Raw genomic sequence first — 16602 nt, 5'->3', positions numbered from 1 at the left:
GCGATGGTCTGGGTCACGACAGCAGGACGGTGATGACCTTCTCTTCGGTGTAGGCCAGCGCGCCGGAGATGCCGCCCTCGCGGCCGATGCCGCTAGTCTTGAGGCCGCCCCAGGGCAGGTTGGCGTCCAGCGGGCTCCAGCAGTTCACGCCGACGGCGCCCACTTCGAGCTGCTGCGCCACCTTGTGGGCGCGTGCGAGGTCGGAGGTCCACACCGTGGCCGCCAGGCCGTAGCGCGAGTCGTTGGCCAGTTCGATAGCCTGCGCCTCGGTCTCGAATTCGATGATCGTGCCGACCGGGCCGAAGATTTCTTCGCGCGCTATCGTCATCGTGTTGCTGGCTCCGGCAAAGATCGTGGGCTGGACGAAGAACCCCTTGGACGGCGTACTCACGCCGCCGGCCAGCAGCCTCGCGCCTTCGCGAATGCCTGACTCGATGTAGCGATTGACGCGCTCCTGCTGCGCCTTCTTGGCCAATGGGCCCATCCGGACGCCGGGCTGGCGTGGGTCGCCCACCGGGGTTGACTTCGCTGCCTCGGCCAGCGCGGCCGCAAAGCGCGCCGCGATGCCCTTCTGCACGAGGATGCGCGAGCCTGCGGCGCACACCTGGCCCTGGTTGACGAAGATGCCGGCGGCGCAGCCGCGCACGGCGTCATCGAAGGATGCGTCATCGAAGACGATCTGCGGGCTCTTGCCGCCCAGCTCGAGCGCGACCCGCTTGAACAGGGGGCCAGCGACGCGCTGGATTTCGCGGCCGGCTTCGGGACTGCCGGTGAAGCTGATCTTGTCGACCAGCGGGTGTTCGCACAGGGCCTGGCCCACCACCTCGCCGAATCCCGTCACCACGTTGACGACGCCGTCCGGGAAGCCCGCTTCCTTGCACAGCGCAGCCAGATGCAACGCCGACTGTGGGGTCTCTTCAGCCGGCTTGATCACCACGGTACAGCCCGCGGCGAGCAGGGCTGCCACCTTCCAGGTCGTGATCATCAACGGCGAGTTCCACGGCACGATGGCGCCGACGACGCCCACGGGTTCGCGCAAGGTGTAGGACAGCGTGGGCGTGCCCATGTAGCCGCCGTTGGGAATGGTGCGCCCCTCCAGCGAATTGGCCCATCCGGCGGCCGCACGCAGGTTGGCGACGGCATTGGGCACGTCCATCATGCGCGGCTCCATCGGCGAACGGCCGATGGCTTGTGCGTCCATGTCGGCCAGGGCCTCGGTGTCGCGAAGCACGAGGTCGGCGAGCTTGTGCAGCAACTGGCCGCGCTGCATGCCGGTCAGCTGGCTCCAGGCGCCATGCTTGAGTTCGCGATGCGCTGCCCGGACGGCACAGTCCACGTCTGCCGCCGTGCCGCGCGCCGCACTGGCGTACTGCTGCTCGTCGACGGGGTTGACCAGTGCCATGCGGGCCCCGTCCGACGCTGCGGCCGCAGCGCCGTCAATGAAGTGTTGAAGAGAGTTGTTCATGCTTGCCCGGCGAGAGAAGAGATGAGCGGGCTGGCGTCAAGCTTGCAAAAGGCTGTAGCGCCGATCGGCCCGGACGCCATTTCAGGTCGGGCAGTCGTCCAATCGTTAGCCCAAATCAGCAGTTCCGGACCGCTGGTGTGGTAAGGCCGGGTTTCCTCGCGTTCGCGAAGCCGGCCTGCAGCGCACACTTCTTGCAATCCCTATTGGCGGGATTTGCGGAGATCTATCGCCATGGACTTGACCGTCGAACATTTCGAGGACGTGCACCTGCATGCGGCATCGGTGCACGCTTGGGAGCAGACCTACAGCCAGCTCTCGCCCGGTTTGGTGCGCAGCTCGCTGTGCCAGATCGAAGGAAGCCGTTTCCAGTTCTTCCGGGAGCGCGTCAACCAGCGCCTGGTCCAGCACGGGCAGGCGCCGCGGGACCGCGTGTGTTTCGCACTCCCGCTGTCCTGGCCCGGATCGGCCTGCTTGCAGGGCCGCGAGGCCGACGACTCCAGCATCTTCATCCTGGGTGGCGGCGACGAGTTTCTGTTCCACATGCCGCAAGGCCTGGATCTGCTGTCCATCACCTTCGACCGGGAGACCTTCATGCAGACGCTGGACGAGTCGCCTTGGAGCGGAGACAGCCGGCAATGGCTGCGCCAGCCCGTGCTGCGCCTGCCCGAGCGCCGTCTGGCACAAGCCCGGCAGCGCCTGCTGCAGTTGCTGGGGCGCTCCATCGAGGACGTGCAGGGGGCGGTGCAAGGGCTGGCCGAAGAAGAGCTGGAGCGGGACCTGCTCGAAGAGTTGATCTGCCTGGTTGCCGATCCAGAATTCGACCGTGACCAACGGCATGCCAGCTCACCTGGCAGCTATATCGTCGAGAAGTGCCACCAGATGACGCTCAATGCACCTCAGGTGGCCCCGTCGGTTATCGACCTGTGCGAACGCCTGAGGATCAGCCGGCGCACGGTCCAGAACAGCTTTCGTGCGGTGACGCAGACGACGCCGGTGAACTACATCCGCTGCATCCGCCTGAATGGCGTGCGTCGTGAGTTGCTTGGCTCGCAGCCGGGGGAGTTGTCCATCGGCGACGCCGCGGGCCGCTGGGGCTTCTACCACCTCAGCCATTTCGCGGCCGACTACCAGGCGCTGTTCGGCGAACTGCCCTCGCAGACCCGCCGTGCCGGAGGGACCTCGGGTTCACGCAGGGCCGCGGCCTGAGCACCGCGGTTCATCGCCCACGCGATCGCGGGAAGGATGAGGACGCCGCCGCGCCACCGTCATCAACGTTGGCGCTCGGTGCAATGAGCTGGGTAGGCGGCGGGCCTGCGGGGGGAATCAAGCCACGCCCATGCACAGGTACTTGAGGTGCAGATATTCGTCGATGCCGTGGCGTGAGCCCTCGCGGCCATAGCCGCTTTGCTTGATGCCGCCGAACGGCGCCACCGCCGTGCTGATGATGCCGCTGTTGATGCCGACCATGCCGTACTCCAGCCGACGGGAGACCCGCCAGACACGGGCCAGGTCGCGGCTATAGAAGTAGGCAGCCAGGCCGAACTCGGTGTCGTTGGCCATGTGCAGCGCGTCCTCTTCGGTGTCGAAGCGGAATAGCGGCGCCACCGGGCCGAAAATCTCTTCGGTCGCCAGCTTGGCCCGTGGGTTCACGTCGGCGAGCAGCGTCGGCTCGTAGAAGCTCCGGCCCAGCGGGTGGCGTCGTCCGCCGGCAAGCAGGCGCGCGCCCTGGGCCAGCGCGTCGGCGACGAGTTCCTCGACGTTCTCCAGTGCGGCGTCGTCGATCAGCGGACCCTGGGTCACGCCAGGCTCCGTCCCGTCTCCGACCTTCAGGGCCTTCACCGCCTGGACGAGCTTGTCTGCGAAGGCCTCGGCCACGGCTTCCTGCACGAGAATGCGGTTGGTGCACACGCAGGTCTGCCCGGTGTTGCGGTACTTGGAGGCAATGACGCCTTGCACCGCGGCATCGAGGTCCGCATCGTCGAAGACGATGAAGGGCGCATTGCCACCGAGTTCGAGCGATAACTTCTTGAGGGTCGGCGCGCACTGCGCTGCGAGTGCACGGCCCACTTCCGTCGACCCGGTGAACGACAACTTGCGGACCACGGGGCTGCGGGTGAGTTCGCCGCCGATGGCCGCCGCGCTGCCGGTGAGCACCTGCAGGACGCCGCCGGGAATGCCGGCCTCCTCGGCCAGCCGCGCCAGCGCCAGGGCCGACAGTGGCGTCTGCGACGCTGGCTTGACGATCATCGTGCAGCCTGCGGCCAGGGCCGGCGCCACCTTGCGGGTGATCATCGCGGCCGGGAAGTTCCATGGCGTGATGGCTGCACATACCCCCACCGGTTCCTTGACGGCCAGGAGCTGGCGGTCCCCCCAGGGCGAGGGAATGATGTCGCCATACACCCGCCGGGCTTCCTCGGCGAACCAGTCGATGTAGGACGCCGCATAGGCGATCTCCCCACGCGCCTCGGGCATAGGCTTGCCCTGTTCCCGCGTCATGATCAGGGCCAGTTCGTCCTGGTGGGCCATCACCAGCTCGGACCACCGTCGCAGCAGCAGGGCGCGTTCTTCGGCGGTGCGTTCCCGCCAGGGCCCGAGTGCCCGCTCTGCCGCAGCGACGGCCCGGCGTGTTTCGTCCAAGCCCATCCTGGGGACCTGACCCAGGCACTCGCCGGTGGCGGGGTTGATGACGGCCAGCGTCGTGCCATCGGCGGCGTCGACCCAGCGCCCCTCCAGCCAGCATTGCGACCTCAACAGGGCCAAAGGCTCATTCACGGCGTCTCCTCAATTCATCTGCGTCACGAACTTCGTGACCAGATAGCTGTCGAAAGTCTCGGTACCGCCTTCGCTGCCGAAGCCACTGTCCTTGATGCCGCCGAACGGAATCTCCGCCGGCGCCATGCCGAAGTGGTTGATGTTGACCATGCCCGCCTCCAGCCTCGTGGCCAGGCGGTGGGCGTTGTGGGTCGAGCGGGTGAAGGCGTAGGACGCCAGGCCGAAAGGCAGGCTGTTGGCGAGCGCGATGGCCTCGTCGAGGTCGTCGAAGGGCAGGATGGCGGCCATCGGGCCGAAGGGTTCGTCACGCATCAGCCGGCTTTGCGCCTGCGGGTTCAAGACCACGGTGGGTTCGAAGAAGTTGCCCTGCTCGCCGATTCGCCGCCCTCCGGTGAGCACCTCGGCGCCGGTGGCGCGTGCGTCGTCGGCAAAGGCCTGCATTTCGGCCAGGCGGCGTTCGCTGGCCACGGGTCCCATGATGACGCCGGGCTCCAGGCCGGGGCCCACGCGCACCGCGCGCACGCGCTCCAGGAATCGCTCGGTGAAGCGCTCCAGCACCGGCCGTTCCACCATGAATCGGGTGGGCGAGACGCACACCTGCCCGGCGTTGCGGAACTTGTAGGGTGCCAGCAGGTCCGCGGCGCGGTCCACGTCGGCGTCGGCGCAGACGATCACGGGAGCGTGGCCGCCCAGTTCCATGGTCGTGCGCTTCATGTGCTGGCCTGACAGCGCGGCCAGGTGCTTGCCCACCGGCACCGAGCCGGTGAACGACACCATGCGCACCACAGGAGACTCGATGAGCTGCCGCGAGATCTCAGGGGCCGGTCCCCACACCACGTTGAGGCAGCCCGGCGGCAGGCCGGCGTCGTGAAACACGCGCGCCAGCGCGCATATCGCGCTGGGCGCTTCGGCCGGCCCCTTGAGCACGACGGTGCATCCGGCGGCCAGCGCCGCCGCGACCTTGCGAAGGGCCTGGTTGAAGGGGAAGTTCCAGGGTGAGATGGCCACGCACACGCCGATCGGTTCACGCAGCACCAGCTGACGCACCTCGGGCAGGCGCGGCGGGATCACGCGGCCATAGATGCGGCGGCCTTCCTCTGCGTGCCACTCGGCGTGCTCAGCGCTGCCGTTGACCTCGCCGATGGCCTCGGCCAGCGGCTTGCCCTGGTCCAGCGTGATGTTGCGGCCGATCTCCGCAGCCCGTTCCCGCATCAGCGCCGCAGCACGGCGCAGGATCTCGGAGCGCTTCAGCGGTGATTCATGGCGCCAGCTGCCAAAGGCACGTTCGGCGGCGGCGATCGCGCCGTCCACGTCATCACGATTGCCGCTGGGCAGGCGCCCCAGCAGACTGCCGTCGGCGGGGTTGAATACGGGCTGCGACGGGCCGTTGCCGACGCCGATGGACTCGCCGTCGATGTACTGGCAAAGGGATTCGTAGGGCTGGGCGTGCGTCATGGGCCTTCCTTTTTCGGTGCCACGGCAGGCACCAGGAGGGTGTTCTCCTGCCTGATCACAAGGTGGCGGATCTTGCTGCGGAACACCTTGAACTCGGCGTCGGCCATCAGTTCGCTGCGGCGGCGCGTGCGCTCGTCCAACGACGCGAAGCTCCAGAAATAGACGAGCTGGTTGAGTTCGCCGATGTCGCGCGTGTAGTAGCCCAGCATGGGGCCCAGGATGCGCTCCTGGACTGCGCGGCCGCAGGCTTCATAGACCTGGATGTATTCGGCGGTGCCGCCCGGCACAAGGGAGTAGATGCGTTGTTCGACGAACACGGTGGGTTCAGGCCGCCACGCGCTCGTCGCGCTGGAGCTCACAGGTGAAGTCATGGAATTGGCGGGTAACGGCCGGCAGCTCGGCCGCGGTGCATTGGGCCGCGATGTAGCGGTCCGGGCGCAGAACAAGCATCTCGCCGGGATGCGCGGCCATCCAGTCGGAGAACTGGTTGTCCACGTCTTCGACGCAGGTGCTGCCTTGCGCCGAGCGAATGCGGGCCTCTGGCGCGTTGCCGCTTCGGGCCCGGTCGATGCGGAGGAACCGCGCCCCCAGTGCGCGCCAGAAGGCGCGCTCGTCCTCGGACAAGGCGTCCTGGGGGTCGGTCTGCCAGCCGATCACGGCGAACCAGGGGCCCAGCACGTCGTCCAGCTTGCAGCGCTGGCCCCGTGCGTCCTCGACATCCGGCTGGATCAGCATGCGCCCCACCATCGGCGCGCCCGGCTGATGGACCACCACGCCCTGCTCGTACCGCGGCATGGGCTTGAAGCGCATCTGTAGCACGTAGTCCTTCACGCCGGGTAGCAGCCGCGCGGCCGAGAAGAAGCGGTCGCGGCACCAGGCCTTGAGGCGGTTGGTGGGCATCAGCATCGCGCCGAACACGTCGGCCAAGTCGATCATGGCCTGGGCATGCCGGTGGCGCTCCTGCTGGTAGGTCTGCAGTACGGCGGGTCGGAGCTGCCCCTTGATGATGCCGGCGAGCTTCCAGGCCAGGTTGCCGACGTCGCGCAGGCCGGCGTTCAGCCCCTGGCCGATCCATGGTGGGGACAGGTGGGCGGCATCGCCGATCAGCGCCACCCGGCCGACGACGAAACGGTCGGCCACGCGGGAGTGGTGCGTGTACGTGCGGGCACGCACGATCTCGACGGCCTCGGGGTCGGCGACGTAGGGGGTCAGGAGCTGGCGCACCGAGTCCGGTGTGGCGATGGCCTGCTCGTCCTCGTCCGCGAACACCATGAACTCCCAGCGCCGGTAGCCGTAGGGCAGGTAGATGCAGACGTTGGGACGGCGCGGATCGCAGTTCAGCGCGGTGTAGGGCGCGTCCAGCGGCGCGTTGCGGACGTCGACCACGAGCCACTTGATCGAATGCGTGCGGCCCAGCAGCTTGACGCCCAGCATCTCACGCATCGCGCTGCGTCCACCATCTGCCGCCACCGCGTAGTCGCAGCGCAGGGCGTAGCCCTGGCCACGCGCATCGCGCACCTGCAGCGTGACGCCGTTCCCGTCCTGCACGCAGCCCGTGACTTCCTCGCCGAGCCGAAGCTCGACGTGCGGATAGCGCCGCAGGCCCTGGCGCAGCGTTCTTTCGGCGAGTTGCTGCATGAAGATGTTGCGCCGCCACCAGCCGAACTCGCGCGTGGAGGCGCGGATGTCGGCAAAGCACCGGCCGTCTGCGCGGAACATGCGCAGCGGCACGTTCGAGATCATGTCCTGAAGCAGCGGTTCGGCCAGTTGCACGGTCTGCAGAAGACGCAGCGCCTCGTCGTCCATGCCCACGGCGCGCGGATATTCGAGGATCTCTCGCTCGCGCTCGATCACGACGGTGCGCACGCCGTAGGCACCCAGCAGGTTGGCCAGCGCGATGCCGTTGGGGCCGCCGCCGACGATGGCCACGCTCACGGTCGCGCTCATCGTTCACCACCCCGGGCCCAGGCCTCTAGGGCTGGATCAGACAGGTAGGCCTGAAGTGCGGCCTCGAAGGCGGGCAGGTTGTCGTCGTGCACGTAGTGGCTGGCGTCGGGCACTTCCACCAGGCGGATGGCGGGGTTGCGTTGCACCATGGTGTTGGCGGTCTCAGCAGTGAGAAAGTCCGAGCGCGCACCGCGCAGCAGCAGCGTGGGCAGGCGCAGCGACAGCACGTGGGGCCACAGGTCCACCAGTTGCTGGGGCGTGGCAGCCAGTCGCGACGCGGCGATGCCTTCGGCGTCGTGGCGCCACACCACGCTGCCGTCGCTGACCTGCCTCATGGAATGACTGACCCGCGCGGCAATGGCTGTATCGGGCACGTTGGGCCGCTGGCTGCGCCAGAAGGCGGTAGCTTCGTCCCAGCCGGCGAAGCGGCCGGGGGTGGCGCGCAGCTCACGGCGGATTCGTTCAGCGCCCGCGCCGCCCGCCGATGCGCCGGGGCCCATGTCCTCGATCACCAGGCCGGCCAAGCGGTCGGCGTGTGAGCCTGCGTAGACGAAGGCGTTCGAGCCCCCCATCGAGTGCCCAAGCAGCACGAACCGGGGCAGTCGCAGATGGTCCACCAGCGCCTCGAGGTCGCGCACGTAGTCCGCCGTGTAGTAGCGGTGTCGCGGATCCCAGTCGCTTTCGCCGCGGCCGCGCTGGTCCAATGCGACGATGCGGAAGCGGTCCGCCAGGGGCCGGGCAACCGGCTCCCAGGTGTAGGCAAAGCTGCGCAGTCCGTGCAGCGCGACGAGGACCGGCGCATCGGCTTGGCCCCATTCCACGTAGCGCAGGCGCAGCCCTTCGCTGTGGATCCACCCCTCGCGAGCGTGCGTGGCCATATGCATGCCTTCCGCAGGTCAGACGAGGCCGTCCTGACCCCTGATGTCGCTGGCCTGGAGGCCGCCCAGCCGTGCATTGAGGCGGCCGCGCGTGGCGAAGGCCCAGATGATCAGCAGTTCGTCGCGGTTGGGCGCGTCGTTGAACATCGCGGTCACCGTGTCGTAGTGCGAACGCACGTACAGCGCGTCCTTGTGGGCCAGCGGGACGTCGATCACCGTGCCCGGGCCGCCGCGCTTGCCCGTCGACGGTACCCAGGACTTGCCGCCGCCCAAGGCGTCGCGAATGGGGTTGGCTGCCGGGTTGGTGAGCAGGGCGTTGCCGTGTTCGTACTCGCCATCGATGCCCACCAGGCAGGCCTTGCCATAGCTCTCGATGGTCTGGTCTGCTGCGGCCTCGCGGATGCGGCGGCCGAACTCGAGGCCGAGTTGGGGCGAGGGCTCGATGAACCGCGACAGGTCCTGCTCGAAGCGGCCAGCGTAGGGGTTGTGGATGGCCGCGGCGATGACGATCTTGCGCAGCGGTGCACCGTCGGCGGGCTGGCCGGTTTCGCCGGCCAGCGTGTCCTCGATCTGCAAGTACCACTTGCGGATGTGATAGCCGTGGAAGTTGGGGACCTTGGTCATGGTGGGTTTCGGATGGAGGAGTCAGTCGAACAGCGGATCGAGGTGGATCGGGTCGCTGGCGGCGTTGTATTGAGTCATCAGCTGCTTGGCCCTGGAGTCGTCCTTTTCCGTCTCGCAGAAGAACTCCAGCCGGTTGCCGTCGGGGTCGGTGAAGTACACGCCGATGCCGGCCTTGTGGTCGGTGATCTTGACGATGGGCACGCCGCGTCGCAGCAGCATCCCGTACAGGCGGCGCAGCTCGTCGAGGTCACCGACGATCTCCAGGCCGTAGTGCTGCAGCCCGATGGTGCCCAGCTCGGCGGGCGTCTGCGCCTTGATGAGCGCGACGTCGTGGTGCTTCTGGCCAAAGGACATGAAGGTCCAGCGCGGCTCGCTGGCCACCTGTTCCATGCCGAGCACCTCGCCATACCAGCGGCCCGATTCAATCGGATCGCGCACGTAGAGGGCGACGTGAGTGCGCTGGATGCGCGGCGTGGGCAGCCGCTGGCCGGGGGCCAGCGGCGGGATCTCGATCGGGTTTGTCATGACGCTTCCTGCAGTCAGTGCGTGGACTGGGCGTGAGCCACCAACGGCGCATGCACCGGGGTCCAGGCGATGGCGGTGATCTCCGGGAACTCCCGCCACTCCTTCTGCCAGGTCAGACCGCCGTCGCGGGAGCGGAACAGGTCACCGTACTTGGTGCCCGCGTAGACGAGCGACGGATCGGCCGCGTGGCAGCCCAGCGCCCAGAAGGTGGAGTTGGGCGCGGTCTCGAGCAGCGTCTCGGTCCAGTGATAGCCTCGGTCGGTGGAGCGGTACATCCGCGTCTTCGTGCCGGGCGTGCCGTCGCCGATGGCCATCAGCAGTGAGTCGTCGACATCCGGCAGCGGCATGACGGTGCGCGTGTAGTACAGGCCATCGAAGCGCTGCTTGGAGAGCTGCCAGTCCCAGGTCTGGCCGTCGTCCTGGCTGACGTGCACCGCATTGACGGTCAGCACGATGAAGGTGCGCGGTGCGCGCGCCGTGGCCGGCAGGATGCTGATGGCGTGGATGTCTGAGCTGCGGATGGCCTGGCGCGGGTCGTCCAGGCGGACGAAGTTTTGGCCGCCGTCACGGCTGCGCCAGCAGCCGCCTTCCTCGACACCGAACCACACGTCCTGCCCGTCCTCCGGGTTCACGCAGATGGTCAGCAGCCGCGGGCGGTTGACGCCCTGGCAGAACTCCGGGAACTCCGGCGGCAGGCGCTGCCAGGTCTCGCCAGCGTCCACCGACTTGAACAGTGCCGCGCGTGACGGAGCTCCAGTGCCGGCGTAGAGCACCTGCGGCTGGCTCGGGTCGATGGCGATGGACCAGACCGTCATGCCGGCGACCGCGCCGTCGGCGCGGCGCCAGTGCGCACCGCCGTCGTCGCTGATGCAAAGGCCGCAGTCGGCTCCGGCGTAGACGCGCTCAGGCCGCTGTGGGTCAACGGCCAGCGCGCGCACGACGCCATCGAACTCGATGGCCTCCTTCAGGCCCAGGCGGTGCCAGGTTGTGCCGGCATCGTTGCTGCGCAGGATGCCCTGGCCCGCGGTGGCAACCATGATGGTGTAGTCCATGTCGATTCCTTGGCCCTGCTCAGAGAAAGATGCCGCGTGTCAGGCCGCCATCGCAGCCCAGTGATTCGCCGGTGATGCAGCCGGACCTGGGCGACGCGAGGAAGGCGATGAGCCAGCCCATCTCCTCGGGCTGCAGCACACGTCGGATCGGCGTGGCCTTGACGTAGTTCGCCTCGATGTCGGCAGGGCTCAGTCCCTGCTTCCTGGCCTCGATCGCGTAGAGCTCGTGGATGTGCGGCGTCTCCACGACGCCGGGGTGCATGGTGTTGACCGTGATGCCGTCCGGGCCGAGTTGGTCCGACAGTGTCTTGGTCATGTGCACGATGGCGAGGTTGCGCATACCGGAAAGCTGCTTGCTGCCGCGCCCCGTCAAGCCACCGATGTTGATGATGCGGCCGTAGCGGTTGCGGCGCATATACGGCGCGACAGCCTTGGCGCAGCGGAAGTAACCGACGACCTTGATGTCGATGTCCTGCAGCAGCCCTTGCGGATCGGCCTCGTCGAGCTCGCTGCGTACCAGCCCGCCCGGGTGGGCCGCGCCGTTGACCAGGATGTCGATGCGGCCGAAGGCCTCGGCCGTGGTGGCCATGGCGGCGCTGACGGCGGCCATGTCGGTGGTGTCCACCACCACCGGCAGGATGCGCCCCGCGCCCGTCACGCCGGACAGTTCCCGCTGCAGGTCCGCGGCGGCCTCTTCCAGGAAGGTCATGCGGCGCGCGGCGATGACCACGTTCACGCCTTCGCGTGCGAGCTCCAGCGCCGCCGCCTTGCCAATGCCCATGCTGCCGCCGGTGATGATGGCGGACTTGCCCTTGAGTTGGAGATCCATGTGTCCTCGTTCTGGAACGGTTGTCAGGCCAGGCGCATCTCGATCAGGAGCGGCCCTTGTGTGTGTTCGATGGCATGGGCCAGTGCTTGGCGCAGCTCCTCGGTGGTGCTGGCGGCCAGCGCCGGTACGCCGTAACCCTGGGCCAGCGCGGGCCAGTCGAAGGGCGGGTCATCCAGCAGCGTCAGGCGACGGGCATGGGGGCCAGGCTCGATGCCGTTGCGGCCGAGCTCAGTCTGCAAGATGCCGTAGCGACGGTTGGAGGTGATGAGCATCACGACTGGCAAGCGCTCGCGTGCCATGGTCCACAGCGACTGGATGGTGTATTGCGCGCTCCCATCGGACTGCAATGCGAAGACGCGCCGTTCGGGGCAGGCCACGGCCGCGCCGAGTGCGACCGGCAGGCCCTGGCCGATGGCGCCGCCTGTGTTGGTCAGGATGGTGTGGTGGGCGGCCCGGGCCGACGCCGTGACGAAGGGGTAGCCGCACGTGCCGCCTTCGACGGACACGATGGCGTGAGGCGGCAGTGCGTTCGACAGCAGGCGGCCGACGGTCTGTGGAGTGAGAGGGCCGTCCGGCACGCTGTAAGGCGGGCTCGCGGGCGGTGTGGGCAACGAGGGTGCTTGGAGTCGCTCGGCCAGGCGCTCGAGCGCGAGGTCGGCCGCTTCGCCTGGCTGCGCCAGCGTGACCAGCGAATCGGCCGGGGCAAGTTCGCTGGGAAGGCCCTCGTAGCCGAAGTAGGCGACCGGCGGGAGCGCACCCGCGAGGATGACGACAGCATCCTTCAACGCGGCGATGGCCGCCTCGGGGAAATAGGGCAGGCGGTCGATGTCAGGCAGGCCGCCGCCGCGTTCGGTGCGGGCGGGGAAGGTCTCGCTGAACAGGCGCGCGCCGGTTGCCGCCGCGATGCGCCCGGCCGCGATGTGCCCACGCTCGCTGAGGGCCCGGTCGCCCAGCAGGAGCACCACGTCACGGCCATCCTTCACCACTGCCTGCACCTCACCCACGCGCGCTTCGTCGAAGGCTGGTGCTGTTGCTGGTGTCGCCTCGGGTCGTGCCTGGTCGGGTGCCGCCTGTTGCTGGAAGTCCACCGGCACCACCAGGGTGGCCCCGCCGCCCGGCGACGCCATGGCGGCCTGAATACCATCCACGGTGTCTTGCCACAGGTGTTCGGGCGTCTTCACCGAGCGGTACCACGCGGAAACGGGGCGCGCCAGGGACTCGATGTCCGACGTCAGCGGGGCGTCGTATCTCAGATGCCAGCTGGCGTGGTCGCCGACGATGTTCAGGATGGGCGTGCGTGCGCGGCGCGCGTTGTGCAGGTTGGCCAACCCGTTAGCCAGCCCCGGTCCGAGATGCAGCAGCGTCGAGGCAGGCTGGCCGCGCATGCGACCGTAGCCGTCCGCCGCGCCGGTGCACACGCCTTCGAACAGGCCGAGGATGGCGCGTATTCCGGGAACCTGATCGAGCGCACCCACCAGCGGCATCTCGGTGGTGCCCGGATTGGCGAAGCACACCGACACGCCTGCCGCCGCCGCTGCCTGGAGGACGACCACGGCGCCGGAGGAGGGGGGCGGGAGGAGGGAGTTGGTTCGCATGGATCAGCCTGTCATTGATTAAGTTGATGGTAGTCCCGCAAAGTGGGACTGGTAAACAGCGTCAATAGCCCATATCGGCAGGTCCTTCTATTGCGAAGATCGCGTTTCCTGCCCAGCAGATTGAACGCATGGCGCCGCTCGGCACAGGGATGGCCGTGCCGGTGGCCTTGTGTTTTTCCCGCCGAGCGGGAATTCAGGCGTACCGGTACTTTCGGGGCGGAGCTGCTACCGGCCGCCGGATGTGATGGAGCAGTAGCTTTCAGCCCCGATGGAGGGGGCTGTCGAGGCAAGCTCTCGCCCATGCAGGCGCAGCGCCGTGACCGGCCTCCCGCACCTTGGCGTCAGAGCGCCTTGGTCACTGCGGCCGTCCGCTTGGGAGGCTTCCTGGCTGGTGCCGTCTTGGCCGTCTTGCCTCGCGCCCCGGGTTGTGCACCTGCCGCCGCCGGCTTCGTGGCGACGGTGCGCCGGCCCCGCGCTCTCGAGGGCGCGGCGGGCGCGGCCGGGGACTTCAGTCCCGCGAGCAGTTTTGACACGTCCGCAGCGGCCGCGCAGAGCCGCGTTCCCAGCAACTGGAGGTCAAAGCGATCGAAGTACTCGCGCAGGAAGACCAGCGATATGCAGCCGGCGACTCCCCCATCATTGAAGCTGACGGGGGCCGATATGCCTGCCAGCTCGGGTGTGAGCTCGCCGAACGATGCGGCGTAGCCGCGCTGGCGGATCTCTTGCAAGGTCCGCCAGAAGGCCTTCCAATCGGCGCCGATCGTCCGGCAGTCCGGGGTGTGCTGGTGCCGCTCCCATAGGCGCATCAAGCGGCCCCGGCTCATCATGCTCAGCAGCACCTTTGAGGTGGACGACTTGAACATCGGCATGGTGGTCCCACGCCCGAAAGACAGCGGCAACGGTCGCGGTGATCCGCTGTGCGCGAACACGTTGACGATGTGATCGTCGTAGATGGCCGTGAGAAGGCCGGTCGCACCCATCGCGTCTGCCAGCTCGCTGACGATGGGACCGCCGGCATTGATCAGCGGGTCGGAGTCGAGCATGCGGTAGTCCAGCTCGATGATGCGCGGCCCGAGCATGAACTGGCCACCATGACTCACGAGCAGTCCTGCCTGGGTCAGCTCCCTGGTGTAGCGGTAGCAGGTCGTTCGGCTCAGTGCCAGCGCGTCGGCGATCTGCTCTGCGGTCATGGTCGTGTGATCGCGCGAGAACAGGTCGAGCACAGAGAGCATGCGGGTCAGGCTGGACACGTCATCAATGCTGCGTGATGGGGGGGCAATGTTATGGGATCAGGGACTCAGACCCACTGGGTGCAAGCGGTGCACCGGTGCCGGGTGGCCCGTCAGACCCGGTTCGCGCCCATGGTCGCGAAGATGGCCGGGCGTCCCGCCCTCAGCCGTGCGGCGACGATCCAGCCCGTCAACCCCGCCAGCGGGATCAATGAAGGCAATGCCATTCCTAGCAAGCCGCCCTGGGTACCGGTCAGGTCGCCAAAGTGCAGGAAGACGTAGACCGCCAACGAGGCCATCACCACACCCGATACGACCGGCAGCACGAGGGTCGTCATCGTCGGGCCACCTCCACGCCTGAGGAAGAACGTGACGACAGCGGCCGAGGTGATCGTCATCATCACGAGCACGCCGAGGACGCCGACTTGTGAAATCCACGTGAACATGTTGAGGACCGGATCCAGCCCCAGGCCTGCGAAGAGGGCAATCGCGCCGACGGCCCCCACGGTCTGGATGACCGAGCCTACGTGCGGGCTCTCGAAGCGGCCGTGTGTGCGGCCGCAGGCGCGAGGAAGCAGGCCCTCCCGACCGGCCACATAGCTGTAGCGGGCGATGTAGTTGTGGAAGGCCGACAAGGCGGCGAAGAGACTGGAGAACAGCAGCACACCGGCGATGGTCGGCACCGGGCCTCCGACGTAACGGCGGGCCAGTTCGAAGAAGAACGTCGTCGGATCGCCCAGCGCCTTCAGAGAGGGGATCAACTGCGTGACACCCACCCCGCAGATCATCAGCCACGTGGTGAAGACGAAGAAGGTGCCGATCAGCAGAACCGACAGAAAGGTGGCGCGAGGCACGGTCCGTTCCGGGTCGCGGGCTTCTTCCGCGTAGATCGTCGTGGCCTCGATCCCCATGAACGAGCCCAGGCAGAACAGCACCGCCGCGGCAAGCGAGCCGGAGAAGACCGCCGACGGGTCGAACAAGTTCAGCGCGAGGCCTCCGGCACCGCCCTTGTGCAGGATCGCGAAGTCCACCACGAAGACGATGAGGTATTCCAGCGCGACGAGGACGACCAGCACCTTGGCTGACAGATCGACCTGACGATAGCCGAGCACCCCGACGAGCAATACGGCGCCGAGGCTCCACACCCACCAGGGCTGCTGGATGCCGAGACCGGCAAACACGCCCGTGGCGACACCGCCGAGCAGTCCGATGAGGCCGAACTGCAAAGCGTTGTAGGCCACGAGGGCGATGAATGCCGACGCTCCGCCCCACAGTCCTCCGAGCCCGCGTGCGGCGTACGCATAGAAGGCCCCCGCATTGCGGACATGGCGCGACATGGCAACATAGCCCGCGGAAAACGCCAGCATCACCAGGGTCATGAAGACGAAGGTGGCTGGAACGCCAGCGCCGTTGCCCAGCAGGAAGGCGATCGGCACGGCGCCAGCGACGCCGGTGAGCGGCGCTGCCGCCGAGATCACCATGAACGTCACCGAAATCAGGCCGAGGGAGTTCCTGCGAAGCTGATGACCGTCGGGAGGTACGGGGATCGTCATGAGGTCTCGGCTCGGGGATCTTGTAGGGACCAAACATGGGCGCGCTTGGGTGTCTTGGGCAGCGCGCTAAATGGGGTGTCCCGGACTTGACGGCCGGAAAAGCGTGTATCAGGGCCAAGCAAGTGTAGGCAGACGACGGCGGCGCGTTGATCCGAAATCGGCAACATGTCTTGCGAGGTGGTGGATCAACCAGCCCGTCCGGAATCCGGTTCTATCGCTGAGTCTTCCATATCGCTTCCATGTGCGCTGTGTTGCGGCCGACGGAGCGTGTACGCAGCGTGTAGCACTGCTGCAGGAAGCACATGCGAGCATCTTCGACAGCCCGACGGGCGGGCGGCCGACCTTGCCGCTCTTCGGGTAATGCGGTTCGATGAGCGCCTCCAGTCGCGCCCACGGCACGACCGTCTCCATGTCGGCGAGGAACTTCTCGCGTCGCGTCTGACGCTTCTTGCCTGCGAACTCGGCGCTGGCAAAGCTGGTTTTCTTCATGGGCGGATCTTGGTCGTACCGGGTGCCATCGACCATCGAGTTCTGCCCGGATTAATCAGCGCTTCCCTAGTGTCCTGTCCCGCTGATACGTGAGCAAAGTCGATGCAGCTTCTCGAGGATCGAGTCGGCGGTAGCGGTCCACTTGAACGGCTGGCAGTTCGCGTTGTATCCAGCGACGAAGTGGTCGAT

Annotated in this window: 14 protein-coding genes and 2 pseudogenes; 1 reads left to right on the top strand and 15 read right to left on the bottom strand. The window is 67.5% G+C overall.

The genetic code is table 11. The annotated features are described in order from the left end of the window. Positions 1-13: 13 nt before the first annotated feature. Positions 14-1465, bottom strand: a complete 1452-nt coding sequence (locus tag LXT12_RS04025) for an aldehyde dehydrogenase family protein (RefSeq protein ID WP_233389735.1) — start codon at positions 1463-1465, stop codon at positions 14-16. A 231-nt stretch (positions 1466-1696) separates the two neighbouring features. On the opposite strand from LXT12_RS04025, the gene LXT12_RS04020 reads away from it, so the two are divergent. Then, positions 1697-2671, top strand: a complete 975-nt coding sequence (locus LXT12_RS04020; protein WP_233389733.1) for a helix-turn-helix domain-containing protein — start codon at positions 1697-1699, stop codon at positions 2669-2671. Positions 2672-2788: 117 nt separating this feature from the next. Here the strand turns inward: LXT12_RS04020 and LXT12_RS04015 are convergent, their stop codons facing one another. From LXT12_RS04015 to LXT12_RS03950, 14 genes and pseudogenes are all read right to left on the bottom strand, one after another. Next, complete coding sequence (locus LXT12_RS04015) at positions 2789-4237, bottom strand: NAD-dependent succinate-semialdehyde dehydrogenase (RefSeq protein WP_349255007.1); 1449 nt, start codon at positions 4235-4237, stop codon at positions 2789-2791. A 9-nt stretch (positions 4238-4246) separates the two neighbouring features. Beyond that, positions 4247-5692, bottom strand: coding sequence for an NAD-dependent succinate-semialdehyde dehydrogenase (locus LXT12_RS04010; protein ID WP_233389732.1), 1446 nt, complete (start codon positions 5690-5692; stop codon positions 4247-4249). Then, a complete protein-coding gene (locus LXT12_RS04005; RefSeq protein WP_233389730.1) occupies positions 5689-6009 on the bottom strand; it encodes an NIPSNAP family protein in 321 nt (106 codons plus the stop codon). The genes LXT12_RS04010 and LXT12_RS04005 overlap by 4 nt, the downstream gene beginning before the upstream one ends. Positions 6010-6016: 7 nt before the next feature. Next, positions 6017-7639 carry a bifunctional 3-(3-hydroxy-phenyl)propionate/3-hydroxycinnamic acid hydroxylase gene (locus tag LXT12_RS04000; protein ID WP_233389728.1) on the bottom strand — a complete coding sequence of 541 codons (1623 nt, stop codon included), beginning with the start codon at positions 7637-7639 and terminating at the stop codon, positions 6017-6019. Beyond that, complete coding sequence (locus LXT12_RS03995; protein ID WP_414708812.1) at positions 7636-8517, bottom strand: alpha/beta fold hydrolase; 882 nt, start codon at positions 8515-8517, stop codon at positions 7636-7638. Before LXT12_RS03995 ends, LXT12_RS04000 begins: the two co-directional genes overlap by 4 nt. Positions 8518-8535: 18 nt before the next feature. Further along, positions 8536-9141: an amino acid synthesis family protein gene (locus LXT12_RS03990; protein ID WP_233389723.1), complete on the bottom strand. Its 606-nt coding sequence runs from the start codon at positions 9139-9141 to the stop codon at positions 8536-8538. 21 nt (positions 9142-9162) lie between these two features. After that, positions 9163-9666 carry a VOC family protein gene (locus LXT12_RS03985; RefSeq protein WP_233389721.1) on the bottom strand — a complete coding sequence of 168 codons (504 nt, stop codon included), beginning with the start codon at positions 9664-9666 and terminating at the stop codon, positions 9163-9165. 14 nt (positions 9667-9680) lie between these two features. Continuing rightward, entirely contained in the window at positions 9681-10718 is a 1038-nt protein-coding gene (locus LXT12_RS03980; protein ID WP_233389719.1) for a WD40/YVTN/BNR-like repeat-containing protein, read from the bottom strand. Between the two features lie 19 nt (positions 10719-10737). Then, a complete protein-coding gene (locus LXT12_RS03975) occupies positions 10738-11547 on the bottom strand; it encodes an SDR family NAD(P)-dependent oxidoreductase (protein ID WP_233389718.1) in 810 nt (269 codons plus the stop codon). 23 nt (positions 11548-11570) lie between these two features. Next, positions 11571-13142: an acetolactate synthase large subunit gene (locus LXT12_RS03970; RefSeq protein WP_233389716.1), complete on the bottom strand. Its 1572-nt coding sequence runs from the start codon at positions 13140-13142 to the stop codon at positions 11571-11573. Between the two features lie 341 nt (positions 13143-13483). Beyond that, on the bottom strand, positions 13484-14392 hold the full coding sequence (locus tag LXT12_RS03965) for an IclR family transcriptional regulator (protein ID WP_233389714.1): 909 nt from the start codon (positions 14390-14392) through the stop codon (positions 13484-13486). A gap of 92 nt (positions 14393-14484) precedes the next feature. Then, positions 14485-15924, bottom strand: coding sequence for an APC family permease (locus LXT12_RS03960; protein WP_233389711.1), 1440 nt, complete (start codon positions 15922-15924; stop codon positions 14485-14487). A gap of 274 nt (positions 15925-16198) precedes the next feature. Beyond that, positions 16199-16413 (bottom strand): annotated as a pseudogene (locus LXT12_RS03955) (transposase); the annotation flags it as partial. 66 nt (positions 16414-16479) lie between these two features. Next, positions 16480-16602 (bottom strand): annotated as a pseudogene (locus LXT12_RS03950) (IS630 family transposase); the annotation flags it as partial.

The organism is Pelomonas caseinilytica (genome assembly GCF_021353235.1).
Classification (GTDB): domain Bacteria; phylum Pseudomonadota; class Gammaproteobacteria; order Burkholderiales; family Burkholderiaceae_C; genus Pelomonas; species Pelomonas caseinilytica.
This window is presented reverse-complemented; position numbering and strand designations above follow the sequence as displayed.

Coding starts and splice junctions, on each gene's coding strand:
- LXT12_RS04025 (WP_233389735.1), bottom strand. CDS start 1,465: ATGAACAACTCTCTTCAACACTTCATTGACGGCGCTGCGGCCGCAGCG.
- LXT12_RS04020 (WP_233389733.1), top strand. CDS start 1,697: ATGGACTTGACCGTCGAACATTTCGAGGACGTGCACCTGCATGCGGCA.
- LXT12_RS04010 (WP_233389732.1), bottom strand. CDS start 5,692: ATGACGCACGCCCAGCCCTACGAATCCCTTTGCCAGTACATCGACGGC.
- LXT12_RS04000 (WP_233389728.1), bottom strand. CDS start 7,639: ATGAGCGCGACCGTGAGCGTGGCCATCGTCGGCGGCGGCCCCAACGGC.
- LXT12_RS03995 (WP_414708812.1), bottom strand. CDS start 8,517: ATGGCCACGCACGCTCGCGAGGGGTGGATCCACAGCGAAGGGCTGCGC.
- LXT12_RS03990 (WP_233389723.1), bottom strand. CDS start 9,141: ATGACCAAGGTCCCCAACTTCCACGGCTATCACATCCGCAAGTGGTAC.
- LXT12_RS03985 (WP_233389721.1), bottom strand. CDS start 9,666: ATGACAAACCCGATCGAGATCCCGCCGCTGGCCCCCGGCCAGCGGCTG.
- LXT12_RS03980 (WP_233389719.1), bottom strand. CDS start 10,718: ATGGACTACACCATCATGGTTGCCACCGCGGGCCAGGGCATCCTGCGC.
- LXT12_RS03975 (WP_233389718.1), bottom strand. CDS start 11,547: ATGGATCTCCAACTCAAGGGCAAGTCCGCCATCATCACCGGCGGCAGC.
- LXT12_RS03970 (WP_233389716.1), bottom strand. CDS start 13,142: ATGCGAACCAACTCCCTCCTCCCGCCCCCCTCCTCCGGCGCCGTGGTC.
- LXT12_RS03960 (WP_233389711.1), bottom strand. CDS start 15,924: ATGACGATCCCCGTACCTCCCGACGGTCATCAGCTTCGCAGGAACTCC.